General features: G+C 63.6%; 19 protein-coding genes. 12 read left to right on the plus strand and 7 right to left on the minus strand.

The features are described from left to right. Nucleotides 1–199 precede the first annotated feature (199 nt). On the minus strand, nucleotides 200–886 hold the full coding sequence (gene msrA, locus Q0974_RS16000) for a peptide-methionine (S)-S-oxide reductase MsrA (protein WP_299329727.1): 687 nt from the start codon (nucleotides 884–886) through the stop codon (nucleotides 200–202). A gap of 11 nt (nucleotides 887–897) precedes the next feature. Further along, entirely contained in the window at nucleotides 898–1,392 is a 495-nt protein-coding gene (gene msrB / locus Q0974_RS16005) for a peptide-methionine (R)-S-oxide reductase MsrB (protein WP_299329631.1), read from the minus strand. Between the two features lie 185 nt (nucleotides 1,393–1,577). Here msrB and Q0974_RS16010 point away from each other — a divergent pair, with 185 nt between their 5' ends. Genes Q0974_RS16010 through Q0974_RS16025 form a run of 4 tightly spaced genes read left to right on the plus strand, consistent with a single transcriptional unit; the run spans nucleotide 1,578 to nucleotide 5,260 of the window. Further along, on the plus strand, nucleotides 1,578–2,441 hold the full coding sequence (locus Q0974_RS16010) for a prephenate dehydrogenase/arogenate dehydrogenase family protein (protein WP_299329633.1): 864 nt from the start codon (nucleotides 1,578–1,580) through the stop codon (nucleotides 2,439–2,441). Next, complete coding sequence (locus tag Q0974_RS16015; RefSeq protein ID WP_299329635.1) at nucleotides 2,438–3,331, plus strand: prephenate dehydratase domain-containing protein; 894 nt, start codon at nucleotides 2,438–2,440, stop codon at nucleotides 3,329–3,331. The genes Q0974_RS16010 and Q0974_RS16015 overlap by 4 nt, the downstream gene beginning before the upstream one ends. Before the next feature lie 9 nt (nucleotides 3,332–3,340). Then, nucleotides 3,341–4,519 (plus strand): aromatic amino acid transaminase, encoded by a 1,179-nt coding sequence (locus Q0974_RS16020; RefSeq protein WP_299329637.1) that lies wholly within the window; start codon nucleotides 3,341–3,343, stop codon nucleotides 4,517–4,519. A 9-nt stretch (nucleotides 4,520–4,528) separates the two neighbouring features. Further along, the gene (locus Q0974_RS16025; protein WP_299329639.1) at nucleotides 4,529–5,260 is read left to right on the plus strand and encodes a hypothetical protein; all 732 of its coding nucleotides are present in this window, start codon (nucleotides 4,529–4,531) and stop codon (nucleotides 5,258–5,260) included. Here the strand turns inward: Q0974_RS16025 and pabB are convergent. After that, nucleotides 5,257–7,029: an aminodeoxychorismate synthase component I gene (pabB, locus tag Q0974_RS16030; RefSeq protein ID WP_299329641.1), complete on the minus strand. Its 1,773-nt coding sequence runs from the start codon at nucleotides 7,027–7,029 to the stop codon at nucleotides 5,257–5,259. The genes Q0974_RS16025 and pabB overlap by 4 nt on opposite strands. A 72-nt stretch (nucleotides 7,030–7,101) precedes the next feature. Here pabB and Q0974_RS16035 point away from each other — a divergent pair, with 72 nt between their 5' ends. Further along, a complete protein-coding gene (locus tag Q0974_RS16035; RefSeq protein WP_299329643.1) occupies nucleotides 7,102–7,767 on the plus strand; it encodes an MBL fold metallo-hydrolase in 666 nt (221 codons plus the stop codon). A gap of 144 nt (nucleotides 7,768–7,911) precedes the next feature. Here Q0974_RS16035 and Q0974_RS16040 read toward each other — a convergent pair whose 3' ends face one another. Then, nucleotides 7,912–8,337, minus strand: a complete 426-nt coding sequence (locus Q0974_RS16040) for an MAPEG family protein (RefSeq protein ID WP_299329645.1) — start codon at nucleotides 8,335–8,337, stop codon at nucleotides 7,912–7,914. A gap of 210 nt (nucleotides 8,338–8,547) precedes the next feature. On the opposite strand from Q0974_RS16040, the gene rpmF reads away from it, so the two are divergent. The 5 genes from rpmF to Q0974_RS16065 all read left to right on the plus strand — a co-directional run bounded on the left by rpmF (nucleotide 8,548) and on the right by Q0974_RS16065 (nucleotide 11,503). Then, on the plus strand, nucleotides 8,548–8,727 hold the full coding sequence (gene rpmF / locus Q0974_RS16045; RefSeq protein ID WP_299329647.1) for a 50S ribosomal protein L32: 180 nt from the start codon (nucleotides 8,548–8,550) through the stop codon (nucleotides 8,725–8,727). A 21-nt stretch (nucleotides 8,728–8,748) separates the two neighbouring features. After that, nucleotides 8,749–9,795 (plus strand): phosphate acyltransferase PlsX, encoded by a 1,047-nt coding sequence (gene plsX / locus Q0974_RS16050; RefSeq protein WP_299329649.1) that lies wholly within the window; start codon nucleotides 8,749–8,751, stop codon nucleotides 9,793–9,795. Beyond that, the gene (locus Q0974_RS16055; RefSeq protein ID WP_299329651.1) at nucleotides 9,792–10,751 is read left to right on the plus strand and encodes a beta-ketoacyl-ACP synthase III; all 960 of its coding nucleotides are present in this window, start codon (nucleotides 9,792–9,794) and stop codon (nucleotides 10,749–10,751) included. Before plsX ends, Q0974_RS16055 begins: the two co-directional genes overlap by 4 nt. 84 nt (nucleotides 10,752–10,835) lie before the next feature. Then, nucleotides 10,836–11,135 carry an integration host factor subunit alpha gene (locus Q0974_RS16060; RefSeq protein WP_299329653.1) on the plus strand — a complete coding sequence of 100 codons (300 nt, stop codon included), beginning with the start codon at nucleotides 10,836–10,838 and terminating at the stop codon, nucleotides 11,133–11,135. Between the two features lie 11 nt (nucleotides 11,136–11,146). Further along, the gene (locus Q0974_RS16065; protein WP_299329655.1) at nucleotides 11,147–11,503 is read left to right on the plus strand and encodes a MerR family transcriptional regulator; all 357 of its coding nucleotides are present in this window, start codon (nucleotides 11,147–11,149) and stop codon (nucleotides 11,501–11,503) included. Nucleotide 11,504: 1 nt separating this feature from the next. Here the strand turns inward: Q0974_RS16065 and Q0974_RS16070 are convergent, their stop codons facing one another. Continuing rightward, complete coding sequence (locus tag Q0974_RS16070) at nucleotides 11,505–13,079, minus strand: lysine--tRNA ligase (RefSeq protein ID WP_299329657.1); 1,575 nt, start codon at nucleotides 13,077–13,079, stop codon at nucleotides 11,505–11,507. A 39-nt stretch (nucleotides 13,080–13,118) separates the two neighbouring features. On the opposite strand from Q0974_RS16070, the gene Q0974_RS16075 reads away from it, so the two are divergent. Both Q0974_RS16075 and Q0974_RS16080 read left to right on the plus strand, forming a co-directional pair. Then, on the plus strand, nucleotides 13,119–15,851 hold the full coding sequence (locus Q0974_RS16075; RefSeq protein ID WP_299329659.1) for an ATP-dependent DNA helicase: 2,733 nt from the start codon (nucleotides 13,119–13,121) through the stop codon (nucleotides 15,849–15,851). Then, a complete protein-coding gene (locus Q0974_RS16080) occupies nucleotides 15,848–16,393 on the plus strand; it encodes a histidine phosphatase family protein (RefSeq protein ID WP_299329661.1) in 546 nt (181 codons plus the stop codon). Before Q0974_RS16075 ends, Q0974_RS16080 begins: the two co-directional genes overlap by 4 nt. A 6-nt stretch (nucleotides 16,394–16,399) precedes the next feature. On the opposite strand, the gene Q0974_RS16085 is transcribed toward Q0974_RS16080, so the two are convergent. Further along, the gene (locus Q0974_RS16085) at nucleotides 16,400–17,506 is read right to left on the minus strand and encodes a serine hydrolase (protein WP_299329663.1); all 1,107 of its coding nucleotides are present in this window, start codon (nucleotides 17,504–17,506) and stop codon (nucleotides 16,400–16,402) included. Between the two features lie 81 nt (nucleotides 17,507–17,587). Continuing rightward, nucleotides 17,588–19,462: a DUF885 family protein gene (locus tag Q0974_RS16090; RefSeq protein ID WP_299329665.1), complete on the minus strand. Its 1,875-nt coding sequence runs from the start codon at nucleotides 19,460–19,462 to the stop codon at nucleotides 17,588–17,590. Nucleotides 19,463–19,514: the final 52 nt, after the last annotated feature.

Consider the following 19,514-nt stretch of genomic DNA (forward strand, 5'->3'; position numbering starts at 1 on the left):
CTACTTGCCATTTCGGCAATAGTGTAGGAAAGAGAAAAACCGATTTGGTTAGGGAAGCTTCTTTGTCAGACCTTCGTTTTCGCTCAGGCGCGGCACCGGCCCACTCCCCCTCCCGGCCTCCCACAGGGTACACTTATTGGGAGGTCGGGAGGGGGAGTGGGCCGGTGCGGCGCTCGACCGCCAGCTCGAGTCTGACGAACTAAGCCGCCGGCGTGTTCGTAAACATGCGCGGGAAGGTCGCGCGCAGGTCTTCCACCTTCTCGACGTCATGCGCGAGAATATAAGGGTGGCGCGGGTTCCGGTTCATGAAATCCTGATGATAGTCTTCCGCGCGGTAGAAGCGGCCGCTTTCGAGCCGCGTCGCGATCGGGCGGGAGAAACGGCCGGATTCGTTGAGCAGCGCGATATAGCGCCGCGAGACGCTGCGCTGGGCGGCGTTTTGCGGGAAAATCGCCGAACGATAGTCGGGGCCGACATCCGGACCCTGCCGGTTCACCTGGGTCGGATCGTGCGCGACGGAAAAATAGATCCGCAAAAGCTCGCCATAGGTCACGACGCTCGGATCATAGACGATGCGCACCGCCTCGGCATGGCCGGTCCGGCCCGTGCCGACCTGTTCATAGGTTGCGGTTTCCGCGCTGCCGCCGGCATAGCCGGAGACGACGCTGCGCACGCCGCGCACATGCTGGAACACGCCTTCCATGCCCCAGAAACAGCCGCCGGCGAACACGGCGACCTGATTGCCCTCGGTCACCACGACATTGGTGCGGGGCGGTGGGATCGTCACGGCCGCTTCGACCGTCTGCTGTGTGGTCGGCAGGGAAATCGCGGCCACCGCGGCGATCACGGCGGCGGCGCCAATGGCGAAGGAAACGCGCTTTTTCATAATCATGACTACTAACTCCTCGCGGGGACGAAATCCATCGCCACGCCATTCATGCAGTAACGCAGACCCGTAGGACGCGGGCCATCGCGGAACACATGGCCGAGATGGCCGCCGCAATCGGCGCAATGGACTTCGGTGCGGACCATGCCGAGGCTGCGGTCCATGCGCGTGCCGATCGCGCCGGGCAGCGGGCGATAGAAGCTCGGCCAGCCCGTCCCGCTGTCGAACTTGGTCGCCGAGCTGAACAGGCGGTTGCCGCAGCCGGCGCAGGTAAAGGTGCCGCGGCGGCTCTCATTATCGAGCGGGCTGGTGAAGGGCCGTTCGGTGCCATGTTCGCGCAAGATGCGATATTCTTCCGTCGTCAGCCGCGCGCGCCATTGCGCGTCGGTGTAGCGGACCGGGAAATTGCCGCTGTTGGTCGCGTCGGCCCGGCTGCCACAGCCGGTCAGCGTCGCCAGCGCACCAATCGCACCGCCTGTCAAAATCGTTCGTCGATCAATCGTCATACGCATACCTCTTCCATACACTCGAAGCTTTCCCGTCCGGCCACACTGCAAGGCAAGCCGGACATCGGCACCTCATGCCGTCATTCGGCACAATGGCGCTTTCCGTTACACGCAGCGGCCAATTCCATTTGCATTTAGCATGCGGACCGGCTTTTGTGCAGTGCAATGCAGCACGGAAAATCTTCATGAGCGCGATGAACGCGCCCGATTTCCAGCGGATCGGACTGGTTGGCGCCGGCCTGATCGGCGGCTCGATCGCCGCCCGGCTTGCCCATAGGCTGCCGGACAGTGCGCTACGCGTGCATGATGCAAGCCCGGGCAATGCGGCCTATGTCGCCGAGCGCCACCCCAAGGCCGAGATTGCGACCACGCTGGCCAAACTGGCGGATTGCGATGCGATCTTCGTCGCAACGCCGGTCGCGACGATTGCGAAACAGGTCGTAGCGCTACTCGAACTGCCGGACAGCGACGCGCTGATCATCGATACAGGATCGGCGAAACGCGCAATCGTCGAGACTGTCGCCGAAGCCGATGTCGACGCGGCGCGCTTCGTGCCCGGCCACCCGCTGGCCGGCGGCATTTCGGCCGGGCCCGGGCGATCCAGCGGCGATATCATTGCCGCTCGGCCGTTCGTGCTGACGCCGACCGATGCCACCGATCCCAACGCTGTCGCCGCCGCGAAAACGCTTCTGGAGACGCTTGGCGCGCGGGTCGTAGAGATGGTGCCGGACGCGCATGACCGGTTGCTCGCAACGGGTTCCCATCTGCCGCATCTGATCGCCTATGCGTTAGCCGGACTGAGGACCGATGAGCCATCCGACCTCCTCCCCGCTTCGTATCGCGGGATCGCCTCCTTTGCCGGATCGGACGCGCAGATGTGGGCCGATATCTTTCGCGCCAACGCTGCGGAGCTGACGGCGGCGGTGGCGGAATTCAAAAAACGGCTTGATCTGATCGCCGCCATGGCCGACGAGCCTGTGCCCGCCGTTTTGCTGGAGACGCTGGTCGAAGCGAAACGCCGGGTCGACGCGCTGGAGAATGAGGAATGACCGCAGAGACAATCGCCTATCTGGGTTCGCCCGGGACTTACAGCTATCAGGCGGCGATCGGCATGTTTCCCGATGCCGAGCATGTCGGCCTGCGCACCTTTGGCGAGATCATGGAAACGGTCGAGGCGGGCGCGCACAAGACGGCCGTGATCCCGATCGAGAATTCCACGAGCGGCCGCATCCCGGACGTCCACCGCCTGATGCTCTCGACCGAGATGGCAATCGTGCAGGAGCATATGCAGCGGATCGAACATTGCCTGATCCAGGCGCATTCCGGCCCGCAACCCGTGTCCGAACCCGGCAGCATCACGCGCATCCTCAGCCATCGCCAGGGTTTCCTGCAAAGCTCGGGCTTCATCGAAGCGCATTGCCGGGATGCCGAGCAGGTGGAAACGGTGGATACGGCAACGGCCGTCAAGCAGGTGGCGGAACTCGGCGATCCGCATGTCGCGGCGATCGGATCGTCGGTCGCGGCGCAGGTGTTCGGCGGGGTCGTGATCGAGCGCGATATCGCCGACCAGAAGAATAATTACACGCGCTTTCTGGCGCTCGAAAAACCGGCGCTCAATCCCGACTATGCGGGCGCGAATATCACAACGCTGATCTTCCAGATCGATCACCAGCCCGGCGCGCTGATCGAAGCGCTCGCCGTGTTCCGCGACGCCGGCATCAATATCACCACGCTCGAAACCTATACGATCTCCGAAGAGACCGCTCTGCCGACCTTCTATATCGACATCGGTGGCGGGCTCGAGGACGAGGCCGTGCAGGCCGCTCTGCGCGCGCTCGAAGAGAAGGCGCGTTACGTCAAACTGCTGGGCAGCTATGTCGCGAGCGACGTCCGCAACGCCAATTCCGGTTTCCTGCCCGTTAAATCGGTAAGCCCGTAAGGATCAGCCATGTTCGACCAAGCCGTCGCCCGCCCGATCGACCAGATCATCGCGATCAGCCGCGCCTATCAGGAGGATCCGCGCGACGACAAGGTCGATTTCGGCATCGGCGTCTACAAGGACGCCACCGGCCTGACGCCGGTCATGCGCGCCGTGAAAGCGGCCGAACAGCGGCTGATCGATACGCAGATGACGAAAACCTATGTCGGCGTCGGCGGCGATCAGAAGTTCGTCGAGCTGCTCGCCAATGCGGTGCTGCCGGATCATGCCTATGGCACCGATATGATCGGCATCCAGTCGATCGGCGGGTCCGGCGCGGTGCGTGTGCTGGCGGAGCTGGCGCTCAGCCTCAATCCGAAGGCGACCTTCTGGATGCCCGATCCGACATGGCCGAATCACCGCGCGATCTTCGGCGCGGTCGGCGCGGCGATGGCGACCTATCCCTATCCGAAATTCACGGCGGAAGCGGATGTCGACGCGATATTGCAGGCGCTGGACGCGGCCGCACCGGGCGATGTCGTCGTCATCCATAGCGGCTGCCACAACCCGACCGGGATCGACCCATCGCCGGACGATCTGGGCCGGCTGACCGAGGGCGTGGTCGCGCGCGGGATGATCCCGTTTGTCGACTCTGCCTATATCGGCTTCGGCCAGGGCTGGGAGGAAGATGCCGCGCGCGTCGCAACCATCGCCGAGCGTACGCCGGAAATGCTCCTCGCGCTCAGCTGTTCGAAGAATTTCGGCCTGTACCGCGAGCGCACGGGCGCCGCACTGCTCGTCGGCAAGAGACATGCGAATCTGGCGGCGGCCAATTCCGCATTGCTCTCGCTCGCCCGTGCCAATTATTCGATGCCGCCCGATCATGGCGCAGCCATCGTCCGCACGATTTTCGAAGACCCCGAACTCAAAGCCGCCTGGCTCGCCGAACTCAAGGAAATGCGCGAGACGATCAATCACAGCCGCACGGCCCTCGCGCTCGCGCTGGCCCGCGCGAAACAGGATCGCGACTGGACGTATATCGATAAGGGCCATGGCATGTTTTCGCTGATCGATGTGACGCCCGAGGCGGCGCAGCAACTGCGCGAGGAGCATGGCGTTTACATCATTCCCGACGGGCGCATGAATATCGCCGGCATCGATCTCTCCAAGATCGACGAGATCGCCGCCAAGCTCGTCACGGCTGTATAGGAGCGCATCATGGCTTCGCTTCCCAATGTCCCCAATCTCTTCCTCGACAGCGAGAAGGCCGAGTTCGACGCGGCCGTCGCCGATATCGCATCGGGCGAGGCGAGCGTTTTCGCGCTGCGCTGCCACAACCTGCCGGCCAGCGCCGAGCTGACCGAGACGCTGGCGACGGCGTTCCTGTTCACCAACGCGATCCTGATGGCGCGCTCGCAGCGCAAGATCGTCAAGCTTGTAACCCTCGACGTCGCCGACGAAGCATTGCGCTACAGCTATGCCAACAGCTTCCGCGCGCTATTCGACAGCGAATTTTCGAGCCTCGAAAATGTCGAACGCTGGCACGGTTATCTCGAAGCGCGCCAGCATGTCGCCGTCGGCGCGCTCGAAGACACGCAAAAAGCGATCGAATTCTTCCGCCATGCCGGAATCAGCCGCTCGGCCAGCGCGCTGCACCGGGCGGACGTCTATATGGGCATCGAAAATGTGCCCGCGACGGATAGCGCCGGCGGGCAGTTCGCGTTCGACGATGCGAATATCTACGCCCCGAAACTGGCCGGCGCGCACAGCGATACGGCTATCGCGCTCAAAAGCGTGTTTCTCGCCGATGGCGTGAAAGTGCGCACCGGGCGGCGCGGCCAGAATGTCGTGATCGAGCTGGACTGCGCGGAGGCGGATACCGGCATTCGCGAATGGCTTGCGCATATCGAACGCATCCTGGCGCTCGATTTTTACCGGCTCGGCGTCTAGGCGAGCCGCGCCTTCAGCAGGCCGCGCACGGCATTGCCGACCAGGAAACCATTGGCAAGATCCGTGCGCGTCAAATCCTGTTCGACGGCCCGGCCCTCTTCAAGCAGCGTCTGGCGGAGGATACCGGGCAGCAGGCCCCGCGCGGCGGGCGGCGTGAGCAGCGTGCCCTCTCGCTCGACGAACAGGTTGGTGAAACAGCCTTCGGTAAGGCACCCGTCCGCATCTTCGAGCAGCGTATCGAACGCGCCGGGTACGAAGGCGTCGGTATAGATCGACCGTGCCGTCGTCTTGTGATTGAGACGAAAATCCTCGGCGACCGCCGTGCGCGCCGCAATCGCGAGGGGCACCGGCTCGTCGGGCGCATCGGGCAACGGCCGTATCTCGATCGCGAGCCCGCCCCGCCGCGACGCCAGCAGGCGGACTTTCGACGGCGCATCGACCCGGAAAGTCGCCGCCTGTAGTTCGTTACGCGCGGCATGGCGGTCGAACTCGAACCCGAACAGGCGCGCGCTTGCCTTCATCCGGTCGAGATGCTTTTCGAGCCAGGCGATGCCGTCCACCGGATCGAAGCGCATCGTCTCGATCAGATCGAACCGGTCTTGCCCCTCAGTCACAAATGCGCCCTTGGCCAGGCATTCGCGCCATTCGTCCCCCGCATCGCTGTCCGCGACAACGCCCGAACCGAGCCCGAGCGTCGCGCTGCGGGCGCCATCTTCGAGGACGAGCGTGCGAATGGCAACGTTCAACGCCGCATCGCCCTGGGGATCGAGCCAGCCGATCGAGCCCGTATAGGGCCCGCGCGGCGTGCTCTCGAGCGTATCGATAATCTCCATCGCGCGGATTTTGGGCGCGCCCGTGATAGAGCCGCAGGGATAGATGGCGCGGATCAGATCGAGCGCCGAACTGCCCGGCGCGAGATCGGCGGTGACCGTGGAGGTCATCTGGTGCACGGTTGGATAGGATTCAACGTGAAAGAGCGAGGGCACGGCCACGCTGCCCGGCGCTGCCACGCGGCTGAGATCGTTGCGCAGCAGATCGACGATCATCAGATTTTCGGCGCGCTGCTTCGGGTCCGCGACAAGATCGTCCCGCGCCGCGCTATCGGCGGCCGTATCGGCGTGACGCACCGCCGTACCCTTCATCGGCCGCGCCGTGACCTTCCCATAGGCGAGCGAGAAAAAGAGTTCCGGCGAGAGCGACAGCAACCAGTGCGTGCCGGTCCAGACCACGCCGCCATAACCGGCCAGCGATCCGGCACGCAGCCGTGCGTAGATGGCAAGCGGATGCCCGGCGAGCGGGACATCGCAGGCGAAGGTCAGGTTGGTCTGATAGATATCGCCGGCCGCGATAAAGCGCTGCGCGGTTTCGAACATCGTGCCATAGCCGCTCTGCGTAACGCGAGGCCGCGGCGCGCCCGCCCAGGCGCCGTCCGGATCGGGCAAGTGCGCGAGTATCTCATCGGCCGGAATACGCTTTACGTCTTCGAACAGCCCGAACCAAAGCAGCGGCGGTTCGCTATCGGCCGGATCGCCGCGCAAGGGCGCGAGCTTCTCTTCAAGCGCGAAGCCTGCCTCGTAGCTCAGGAAACCGGCGGCATGCAGTCCGTCCGCCTGCGCCTCAGCCAGCCGATCCAGCGCGGCATCGACCGCATCGTGCGATCTTGCCTCTATGGTCTCGACCGGTCCCGCAAAAAGTCGTGCGGCCGCGCCATCGGGCCTGGCATCGTCGAGGAGCACGAAGGGCGTGTCGGAGGAAATATCGCCAGTCACCCCCGCCCCATGCCAAGCCTTGGTCCGTTTCGCCAGTTGCAAGCGTGCGGCGCAATTGCCATGTCACCGGACATGACTGACACTGCCCCTCTCAAGGCGGCGATCATTCCGGTGACGCCGCTCCAGCAAAACTGCACCCTGATCTGGTGCACCAAAACCATGCGCGGCGCGTTCACCGATCCCGGCGCCGATCTCGACAAGCTCAAGGATGCGGCGGCCAAGATGGGCGTTACGGTTGAGAAATTGCTGATCACGCACGGTCATCTCGACCATTGCGGCCAGGCGAAAATCCTTGCCGACGAACTCGGCGTGCCGATCGAGGGGCCGCACGAGGCAGACCGCTTCTGGATTTCGCGGCTCGAGGATGATGGGCGCAAATGGGGTTTTGCGGGCAAGACATTCGAGCCCGATCGCTGGCTCGACAATGGCGACCAAGTGACCGTCGGCGAGCTGACACTCGACGTCTATCACTGCCCCGGCCACACGCCCGGTCATATCGTCTTCCACCATCCCGAATCGAAGCTCGCCATTGTCGGCGATGTGCTATTTCAGGGGTCGATCGGACGGACGGACTTTCCGATGAGCAACCATCAGGACCTGATCGACGCGATCACGCAGAAGCTCTGGCCGCTCGGCGATGAAACGGCCTTCGTGCCGGGCCATGGGCCAATGTCGACCTTCGGCCGCGAGCGCCAGACCAACGGCTTCGTCGCCGACCGGATATTAGCGTCGGCTTGAGTTTGTCTGTCAGACTCGACCTGACGGTCGAGCGCCGCACCAGCCCGCTCCCCCTCCCGACCTCCCAACTAGGGTACACTCATGGGAGGTCGGGAGGGGGAGCGGGCCGGTGCCGCGAACTTCCGATAGGAAGTTTCTGACAAACTACGCCGAGCCGTCGGTCGGGATATCGAGGCTTTCGAAAACGGGCCCGGTATAGGCGATAACCAGCGCGTAGATCGCGAGGCCGAGCAGGACGAGCAGGGTCGAAACGGTCCCGAATGCGCGCAGCTTGTCATTGCCGTCCATGCCGAAACCATGGGCGATCCGGCCGAGAATATAGATAATCGCAGCGCCCCAGAGCCAGATATTCGCGCCCCAGGCCAGCTCGACAAGGGCGAGCAGGATCAGGAAGAAGGGTGTATATTCGGCATAGTTCGCATGGGCGCGCATCCGGCGCGTCAGCATCTCGTTGCCGCCATCGCCGACCGAAACTTTCGCCGATGTGCGTACGCGGCCGACCCGCACGGCCAGCCAGATATTGAGCAGCGCGGCGGCTGCGGCGATGATCAATGTGATTTCGAGTTTCATGATGCGTCCCGTTTTTCGGCCCCGATGACCGTCATTTTGGCCCTCGCATGCGCGCACAAAGGTTGCAAGCGCGCGCAAATTCGCTATATGCGCCCGACTTCACCGCTAATCGGATCGGGACCATGCGGCAGCCTTGATGGCCGCCGGAGAAGCTCGTAATGCCGGTAGCGACAGAGTTTTTTGGCAATTGCTAGCAATTAAGGTGCCGACATGGCCGTTCCGAAGAGAAAAGTATCGCCCTCCCGCCGTGGCAACCGCCGCGCGCATGACGCGCTGAAGGCCGAAGCCTTTGTGGAGTGCCCCAATTGCGGGGAACTGAAGCGTCCGCATCACATGTGCCAGGCATGTGGCTATTATAACGGCCGCGAAATCCTGCCGATCGACGCCTAAACGAGGGCCGGAGCGGATCGCATGAACCGAGCCCCCCGTATCGCCATCGATGCGATGGGCGGCGATGTGGGGCCTGAGGTGATGGTGGGAGGCGCAGCCGCCTCCCGCGCCGATTTTCCCGATCTCTGTTTCACCTTTTTCGGCGACGAAGCCGCGATCCGCACCGAGATCGCGAAGCACAAATCGCTCGCCGGCAATGTCGAGATCGTCCACACCGACGGCGTCATCGCCGGCGAGGACAAGCCGAGCCAAGCGCTGCGCCGATCGAAAGACTCCTCCATGGGCCTTGCTATCGCGGCCGTTAAAGCGGGCGAGGCCGAAGCTGCGCTCTCCGCGGGGAATACCGGCGCGCTGATGGCAATCGCCAAGGTCGCGCTGCGCACCATGGAAGGCATCGAGCGCCCGGCCATTTCCGCGCTCCTGCCGACGCTCGGCGATACCGATGTCGTGATGCTCGATCTCGGCGCCAATGCCGAATGCGATGCGGAGAATCTCGTTCAGTTCGCGGTGATGGGCGCCGCCTATGCGCGCACTGTGCTCGATATCCCGAAACCGCGCACGGCGCTCCTCAATATCGGCACCGAAGAATTGAAGGGCACGGGCATCCTGCAGGATGCGGCCGCCCAGCTGCGCGCGGCCGATACGCTGCCGCTCGAATTTACAGGTTACATTGAGGGCGACCGGCTGTCGCGCGGCCATGTCGATGTGATCGTCACCGACGGATTTTCGGGGAATATCGCGCTCAAGACCATCGAGGGCACGGCGCGGTTCGTGGCCGATTTGATCCGCCGGGCCTTTACGAGTTCGCTGCGCTCCAAATTCGGCTTCCTGCTCTCGCGCCCCGCCGCGCACTTGCTGCGCCGGACACTCGATCCGAACAACCATAATGGCGGCGTGTTTCTCGGCCTCAATGGCCTCGTCGTGAAAAGCCATGGCGGCGCGGATGCGAACGGCGTGCGCAATGCGATCGGCGTGGCGGCGAAGATGGCGATGGCCGATATCACGCGCAGGATCGCCAACGATCTTGAAAATTTCCCCAAACACGCGATCGAGGACGCGGCCGAATGACCCTGAGATCGGCGATTCTGGGAACGGGGTCAGCGCTCCCCGCCCGCCGGGTCAGCAATAACGAGCTGTCCGAAACCGTCGACACGTCGGACGAATGGATCATCGAGCGCACCGGTATTCATTTCCGGCATATCGCCGATGACAGCGAAACGACCGCAAGTCTCGGTACGCTGGCGGCCGAACGCGCGATCGCGGCGGCGGAGCTCGCGCCAAGTGATATCGACCTGATCGTCCTTGCGACATCGACCCCGGACCAGACCTTTCCGGCATCGGCAACCATCATCCAGACCAATCTCGGTATCGACGATTGCATCGCCTTCGACGTCCAGGCCGTCTGTTCGGGCTTTCTCTATGCGCTGACCGTGGCCGACAATATGATCCGCAGCGGCAGCGGGCAAAAGGCGCTGGTCATCGGCTCCGAGACGTTCAGCCGCATCCTCGACTGGGAGGATCGCGGCACCTGCGTGCTGTTCGGCGATGGCGCGGGCGCGGTCGTGCTGGGCACCGAAGAAGGCGAGCGGGGCATCCTCTCGTCCAAGCTCCACGCCGACGGACGGCATAACCAGCTGCTCTATGTCGATGGCGGGCCGTCTACGACCGGCACGGTTGGCAAACTGCGCATGAAGGGCCGCGAGGTATTCCGGCATGCGGTCGTCAATCTGTCGGCCGTCCTGCACGAGGCGCTCGGCGCGGCCGGCCTGACCGCGGCTGATGTCGACTGGATCGTGCCGCATCAGGCCAATCGCCGTATTCTCGACGCCACGGCGAAGAAACTCGGCCTGCCGCCGGAGAAAATCGTGGTGACCGTCGATCAGCATGCCAACACATCAGCGGCGTCGGTGCCGCTCGCGCTCGATACGGCGGTGCGCGACGGCCGGATAACGCGCGGCGACGTGCTAGCGCTTGAGGCGATGGGTGGCGGCTTCACCTGGGGTGCTTCGATCGTGCGTTACTGATATGCTGGGTGTTCCTGGCGATTGCCCGATGGACTACAGTGAGTTAAAGATTGTTACAGAAAAACGACAAGTTGGGGGAAGCAGATGAGCGAAACAGGAACATTGACCCGGGCCGATCTGGCCGAACAGGTACATGACAGCCTCGGCCTGTCGCGGGCGGATTCGGCGCAACTGGTCGAATCGGTGCTCGGCCATATGTGCGACGCGCTTTCGGATGGCGAAAATGTGAAGATTTCGGGCTTTGGGAGCTTCGTGCTTCGCGACAAGGGCGAACGGATCGGCCGCAATCCCAAAACCGGCGTCGAAGTGCCGATTGCGCCGCGCCGTGTGCTGACCTTTCGGGCGAGCCAGTCGATGCGGGAAACGATCGCGCAGCCGAGCTGAACGGGAGCGTTATGCCCAAAGACGCCGATGCTTTTCGCACGATCGGGGAATTGTCCGACCAGCTTGGCGTCGCCCAGCATATCCTGCGCTATTGGGAAACGCGCTTTCCGCAGCTCCAGCCGCTGAAACGCGCGGGCAACCGCCGCTATTACCGGCCCGAAGACGTGGCGCTGGTCGAGCGGATCAACCGGCTGCTCAATGACGATGGCTATACGATCCGGGGTGTCCAGAAGGTGCTGGCGGGGAAGACCGACGAGCGGCCGGCGCCGAAACCGGTCGATAAAGCGCCGCAACTGGCGCTGGAACCGGGTCTGCTCGCCGATTTGAAACAGCTTCGGGCGAAGCTCGCCGACGCGCTGAGCGCCTAGGCTATTCGGCCAGCGCCTCGGCGATCAGCGTGCGGACATTGTCGATACCGTACAGCGCGGTGAAGCTGCCCATGCGCGGGCCCTGGCTTGCGCCGAGCAGCGTTTCGTAAAGCGCCTTGAACCAGTCGCGCAGCGGCTCGAACTCGTGGCGCTTGCCGACTTCGAACACGGCATTCTGGATCGTCTCCCCGTCCGCATCCTCGGGCATATCGGCAAGCGCCGCATCGAGATCGCGCAGCGCATCGACCTCCTTGCCCTCGGGCGCGCGCCGTTCGAGCGTATCGGCCACAAAATCGCGGAAATAGGCGAGCGCATAGTCGATCCGCGCGTCGAGCGCAGGATGGGTTTCGGGCGAGGCGCCGGGCGCATAGCGCTGCACGAAACCCCAGAGCAGCGCCTTGTCGTCCGTGTTTGCCACGCCGACCAGGTTGAGTAGCAGCGCGAAGTTGATCGGCATATCGACCTGCGGCGGATCGCCGGCATGCACATGATGCACGGGATTGGGCAGCTTCTGCTCGATCGGCTGATCGGGATAGGCGTCGAGGAACCGCTGATACTCGTCGACCGCCTTGGGGATGATCCCGAAGCTGAGCTGCTTCGCCTTTTTCGGATCGCGATAGATGTAGAAGCTGAGGCTCTCCTCGGGCGCATAGGTCAGCCATTCGTCGATGGTGACGCCATTGCCCTTGGTCTTCGAAATCTTCTGGCCATTCTCGTCGAGGAAGAGCTCATAGTTGAACCCCTCGGGCGGCTTCGCGCCGAGCACGCGCGTGATCTTCGAACTTTGCGTCACCGAATCGATCAGATCCTTGCCGGCCATCTCATAATCGACGCCCAGCGCCACCCAGCGCAGCGCCCAATCGACCTTCCATTGCAGCTTGGCCGCACCGCCGAGAATGCAATGCTCGACCGCCTCGTCGGTTGCCGGATCGACAAAGCGAACTAGGCCCTTACCCGGATCGACCACCTCGACGGGCACCTGCAGCACCTTGCCGCTCACAGGCGAGATCGGCAGCACCGGCGAATAGGTCGCGCGCCGTTCCTCCCCGAGCGTCGGCAGCATCACGTCCATGATCTTGTCGTAGCGCGCGAGCACTAGCTTCAGCGTGTCGTCGAACCGGCCGGAACCATAGCAATCCGACGAGGCGAGGAACTCGTAATCGAACTCGTAACGGTCGAGAAACTGACGCAGCATCGCATTGTTATGCGCGGCGAAACTCTCATGCTCGGTGTCGAACGGATTGGGCACGCGGCATAGTGGCTCGTCCAGATGCTCGGCCAGCATGTCGCGATTGGGCAGGTTTTCGGCGACTTTGCGCATACCATCCATATCGTCGGAAAAGGCGATGAGCTTCGTCGGAGTATCGCTCATCTCGCTGAACGCATGGCGCACCATCTCAGTCCGCGCGACTTCCTGGAAGGTGCCGAGATGCGGCAACCCGCTCGGCCCGTAGCCGGTTTCGAACAGGATCGGCGAGCCGTCCGGCTTGCCGTCCGGATAGCGTTTCAAGAGCTTGCGGGCCTCCTCATAGGGCCAGGCCTTGGACTGTAATGCGGCGTCGCGCAGCGCGTTCATGTTGCTCTTTCGTTCTCTTTGGGCGAAGGATGAAAACCCGTGTCGAAACCCGCTCCTCTACCCTATCGCGCGCTCCATGCCACCCATGGCGGCATATGGATAGCCTCGGGCGATGGCGAAATCGGCGAAGTTGCGCGCGGCGAAGCGATATCGGCGGCGGCGGAAACACCGATGATCGTTCTGAACGCGCCGATGACGGGCCAGCGGCTCGGCTATCCCGAACTCTCCGGCCTCGACCTGCTCGAGCTGTTCGCCTTCGTCCATCCGGCGCGCTTCACCGTACCGACACCCGCCGGCATCGCCCGCACGCTCGGCCTGCACGTGCCGGACAGCGACGAGGATGCGGCGATGCTGCTGCTCGAAGCCGCGAAGCATCTGCTCGATACGCTGCAATGGGAGGGCTGGGGCGAGCGCGAGGGCGCGTGGAATAGCGCACAAAGCTTGTTTCGCCTGCGCTGGCCCTGGGCCGCCGCAGTCGCCGAGCGGATCGCCAAGCCGGCGAAGGCCGAACGCTGGCTGTTCTCGCGCCTGCCCGAATGGGAGGACCAGCCGCCCCGCCCGGCTCCGCGCACCGTAACGATGGACGAACACCGCGCGGTCGACCGTCTGGAGACGCTGGTTGGAAAGGATGCCGAGCGACGCGAGGGTCAACGCGATTATACGCGCACCGCCGCCCGCACATTCGATCCGCGCCCGGCGGCGGGCAAACCCAATATGCTGATCGCCGAGGCGGGAACGGGGATCGGCAAGACGCTCGGCTATCTCGCGCCTGCCTCGCTCTGGGCCAAAGAGGCGGACGGCACGGTGTGGCTCTCGACCTATACCAAGGCGCTGCAACGCCAGCTCGACCGCGAGACGGAGAAGCTCTTTCCCGATCCCGCCGAGCGCCGCGAAAAGGTCGTCGTCCGCAAAGGGCGCGAAAATTATCTCTGCCTGCTCAATCTCGAGGATGCACTGCAAGGCGGCTTTGCAGGCCGCGCGGCGGTGCTCGCGCAGCTGGTCGCGCGCTGGGCTGTGTACACCAAAGACGGCGATATGGTCGGCGGCGACCTGCCGGGTTGGCTGCCCACACTGTTCCGGCGCGCGGGCGCGACGGCGCTCACCGACCGGCGTGGCGAATGCGTCTATGCCGGTTGCCCGCATTATCGCAAATGCTTCATCGAACGCTCGGCGCGGTCCGCCGAGGGCGCGGACCTCGTCATCGCCAATCATGCGCTGGTGATGATCATGGCCGAGCGGCGGCGCGAGGACAGCGCAGCCCTCTCCCGCATCGTGTTCGACGAAGGCCATCACCTGTTCAACGCCGCCGATTCGACCTTCTCTGCTGCATTGACCGGGCAGGAAGCGATCGAGCTGCGCCGCTGGATCATCGGACCCGAAGGCAAGCATCGCGGGCGGCGGCGCGGCCTGTCGGCGCGGCTGATGGATGTCGCCTCCTACGACCAGGCGGGGAGCGATGCGATCGAGGCGGCCAATGCGGCGGCCGCCGCGCTCCCCGGCGATGGCTGGCTGGGCCGCATCGCCGAGGGCATACCGCTCGGGCCGATTGAGAAACTGCTGGCCGCCGTGCGCGGCACGGTGTCCGCCCGCGCCAAGGCGCAGGACGCGGGATACGGGATCGAAACCGAGGTCGCGGAGCTGGACGGCGCGCTGATCGCCGCCGTCGGCGCGGCCACCGAAGCGCTCGAAGCACTGCACCGGCCGCTCGCGAGCCTGCGGCAGAGGCCCGAGGCGGTGCTCGAAGACGCGCCGGATTGGGTCGATAGCCAGGCGCGCGCGCGGATTGAAGGTGCGATGATGGGGCTGACGATGCGCGGGCAGATGCTGGCGAGCTGGATCGCCCTGCTAGCGCGGCTCGGCGGCCCGGCCGATCCCGATTTCGTCGATTGGCTGGCGATCGACCGTTATGAGGGGCGTGAGTACGACATAGGCCTGCACCGCCACTGGCTCGACCCGACCAAGCCGCTCGCGGAAACCGTGATCAAGCCCGCGCACGGCCTGATCGTCACCTCGGCGACGCTGAAGGGTGGCGAGGATTGGGATGCGGCCGAGGCGCGCGCCGGTGCGCCCCATCTCGATTTCGCGCCGGAACGGTTCGAAGCGCCGAGCCCGTTCGACTATGCGGCGAACAGCGAGGTGCTGATCGTTACCGACATCAAGAAAGGCGATATCCCGGCGCTGGCCGGCGCCTATGCGCGGCTGATCGAAGCGGCGAATGGCGGTACGCTCGGCCTGTTCACCGCCATTGCACGGCTGAAAGCCGTCCATGCGCGAATCGCGGACCGGCTGGCGCGCGGCGGCCTGCCGCTGTTCAGCCAGCATGTCGATCCGATCGATACCGGCACGCTGATCGATATCTTTCGCGACGACGCGCGCGCCTCGCTGCTCGGCACGGATGCCCTCAGGGACGGTGTCGATGTGCCCGGCCATTCGCTCCGGCTCGTGCTCTTGGAGACGGTGCCCTGGCCGCGGCCGACGGTGCTGCATGCGGCGCGTAAGCTCGCCAATGGCGGCAATGCCTATGTCGACCGGGTCGTGCGCGCCCGGCTCGCCCAGGCCTTCGGCCGCCTCATTCGCCGCAAGGACGATAGCGGCATGTTCGTCCTCCTGTCCGCGGCCACGCCCTCCCGGCTACTCACCGCCTTTCCCGAAGGTACGCCAGTATCGCGGGTGCCGCTCGACGAAGCCGTTGCGCGGATAGAGGCCCGTCTTTTTTCTGTCACGGAATTGGGGCAACAAGGGGCGCAGTCGAGTCCTGCGGAGACTTCATGAAGCGCCTCATTCTTCTGCGCCACGCCAAATCGAGCTGGGACGACCCGGTGAAGCGCGACTTCGACCGCCCGCTCAATGAGAAGGGCAAGCGCGCGGCGAAGATGATGGGCGAACATATGCAGGAAGACGGCATCATGTTCGACGCTGTGATCGCCTCGCCGGCGATCCGCGTGGTCGAAACGCTGGAGAGCGTCGCCCAAGGCTACGGCGAACCGATCGAGCCGGAATGGGATCGCCGCGCCTATCTCGCGTCCAATATGACTTTGCTCGACATCCTCCACGAGGCGGACGATGCGGCAAGGTCGCTATTGATGTCGGGCCATAACTCGGGGCTCGAAGACCTGGTGTTGCTGCTCGTGCCGGACAGCAAGGGCGACAAGGCGCGCGCCAAGGTCGAGGAAAAATTCCCGACCTGCGCGCTGGCGGAAATGGAATTCGATGTCGATAGCTGGGCCGATATCGCGCCGGGCACGGGAAAGCTCCTCCGCTATGTCCGGCCGCGCGATCTCCACGCCGATCTCGGACCCGACGACCCGCAATAGGCATCTTCAATCATCGGCGATTTGGGAATATTCCCATTGCCACGGAATGCCGGTACCGCCGAGCAACGCTTCGAAAATCTGCGGAAAAACCAAATGCCCGTTCGGCGCATTGGCCATCGCCAACACGCAGATATCCCGGTCCAGCAAGCAAACCAGCATGTTGTCGCCGCCGCGATCATGCCCGCCCTTGAAAAAACCGCGGCCCTGCGGACCATCCCAGAGCACGACTCCCAGCCCGGCCGAAAGATTGACGGCTGCGAGGCTCTCGTCGCGCTTGTCGGACCAGGGCGGGAACTGATGCGCCGACCGAATTTCGATCTGCGGCGACACGAGCTCCGCGCGCGCAGCGTCCGAAATCAGATCACCCTCCATGAAGGCGGCAACCAGTTGCGCGAATGCGCGGGGAGAGCTGTTCAGCGAACCGGCCGCGTCGAATTCGCGGCGCACCGGATGGCCGAGCGGCGCGCCATCCGTGTCATGGCCGGCATCGTAATCGTCTTCAAAGGAATCGCGCCAGGATAACCCGATATCGCTATTGCCGAGCGGCGCGAACAAGCGACGTTCGAGATCGGCGGCAATATCGATATCGAGCGCCTCGGAGACGATGAGCTGCGCAATTTGGAAGCCTTCGCCCGAATAGGCGTACGAGGTACCCGGATCCTGGAAAAAGGCGAGCGGCGCCTCGGCATCATAGTCGCTATTCGGCGGGAAGAAACGGAAATTGGGAAAGCCGCTCTGGTGCGACAGCAGCAGACTAAGCGTCAGCGCACGCCAGCGATCATCGCCTTCGAGATCGGCATAATCTTCGTAAGCGGGAAGCGGCTGCGGCAGATAATCGCCGATCGGCCGGTCAAGATCGATCCGGCCCTCCGCCGCCAATTCAGCAACATAGGCCGCGAAGACGAATTTCGTCCATGACATGCCCGACATGACGCTATCGGCATTGAGCGGTGCGCCGGTCCGCATATCCCGGATGCCATAGGTCGCAAGGCCGGCAAGCTCGCCGTTCCGGACGACGGAAAGGGCAAGGCCGGGTACATGATGTTCGCTCATGAGCCGCTCGACCAGCGGGTCTATACGCGCGAGATCAGCACCTGCGGCGACAACGGACATTTCGGATGGAGGTTCAGCAGTGCCGGCGCTTGCCGCCAGCAGAACTGCTGAACCCAATAGAAACAACGGAGTGGAAATCGCTCAGTCGCCCGCCACCTCATAATCATGCACGGCCATCAAATCGATGCCGCCGGGGCGTGTCCCGCCATTCGCTTCGATCCAGTCATAGATCTTGTCCTCGAGTACAGCCATCGGCAGGGCACCGGTATCGAGTACCTGTTCGTGGAAGCCGCGGATGTCGAAATTATCGCCCAGCGCTTCCTCGGCTTGTGCGCGCAGCGCCTGGATCGTGAGCGAACCGATCTTATAGGCCAGCGCCTGGCTTGGAATCGCGATATAGCGCTCGACTTCGCTCGTCGCCTCGACATTGGTCATGCCCGAATTGTCGAGCATATACTGGATCGCCTGTTCGCGCGTCCAACCCTTGGCGTGCAGGCCCGTATCGACGACAAGCCGCATCGCGCGCAGCATCTCATCATTCAGATGCCCGAAGCGCTGATAGGGATCGGTAAAGATGCCAAGTTCCGGCCCGAGCGTCTCGGTATAGAGCGCCCAGCCCTCGACATAGGCGGTGTTGCCGCCAAAACGCATGAAGTTCGGCAGGTCCGCATTTTCCTGCGCAAGGCTGATCTGGAAGTGATGGCCGGGTGCCGCTTCATGTAGATACAGCGTCTCCATGCCCGGCGTCAGCCGCTCGTCGAGATTATAGGCGTTGTAATAGAACACGCCCGGGCGCGAGCCATCCGGCGTGCCGGGCTGATAGGAGCCGCCCGCAGCCGTCGCCTCGCGGAACGGTTCGACGGCGCGGATTTCGAGCGGGCTGTTGGGAATCGTCGAAAACAGCTCGGATATGCGCTGATCGACACGCTCGCCGATCCGATAATATTCCTCGGCCAGCCATTCGCGCGATTCCGGCTTGAATTGCGGGTCGGTGCGGATGTGTTCGAAAAATTCCTGCAGCGTGCCCTCAAAGCCGACCTCGTCGCGAATTTCCTCAAAACCGCGGGTGATCCGCGCAACCTCGGCGAGGCCGAGATCGTGAATGAAATCGGGTGTCAGATCGAGCGTCGTCGTATCGCGCACCATCTGGGCGTAGACCACATCGCCGCCCCGCATATGGACAAGACCGACGCCTTCGCGCGCGACGGGCAGATATTCGTCGCGCAGGAAATCGCGCATCCGCGTATAGGCATCGAAAATCGCCTGGGTGGATTCGCGATAGGCATTCGTCAGCCGCGCCTGATCTTCCTCGGAAAAACCCTCGGGAAAATTGAGCGCCGGCCGGAAATAAGGCGAATCCGCGATTTCCTCGGCGAGCTGGGTATCGAGCTGTTCGACCACGCGGCCGATGGTCAGCTGACTTTCGAACACACCCGACTCCATGCCTTGGCGAAAGCGTTCGATCGACCGATCGCTGATCGTGATGAAATCCTGATGGCGGCTGAGATTATTCTCATAATCCTCCACCGTGTTGAACGGCGCCGCGCCTTGGCCGGACGCGAACGTCGGATAGAAGGTGTGAAAGCCGGAGAAATGGTTGACCGGGCGGACGACCGTCAGCGCCATCAGTTCGGGCGATACGTCGCGGAGATTTTCCTCCTGCTGCAGCCGGAAGATGTCATAGGCGATCTGGTTGGTCTGGCTCAGCGCGGACCGGTCGATCTCGGCTAGGGCCGCGAGATTGGCTTCGGCCGCCGCACGTTCGCCGTCGAAATATTCATCGCTGATGAAATCGCCGATCCGGTCAGCATAGCGCATATCGCCGCGGAACAGCGCCATGATCGGATTGCGGCGCAGATTGTCCTCGTCGCTCGCCGCGAATAGCGCGCGCAGGCGCTGGTCTTCGGTCATTTCAGCTTCGGCCGCCGGGGCCTCGGCATGGTGATCGGCATAGGCCGGCGTTGCAAATAACGGCAGCGCGGCGGCCGAGGCGAGCATGAGGAGCTTACGTTTCATGGGTGGTTCTCTCCGAAGGAAGTCTGATGCACCTAGTGTATTATTACACTAA

The sequence above is a fragment of the Parasphingopyxis sp. genome (genome assembly GCF_028279465.1).
Taxonomy (GTDB): domain Bacteria; phylum Pseudomonadota; class Alphaproteobacteria; order Sphingomonadales; family Sphingomonadaceae; genus Parasphingopyxis.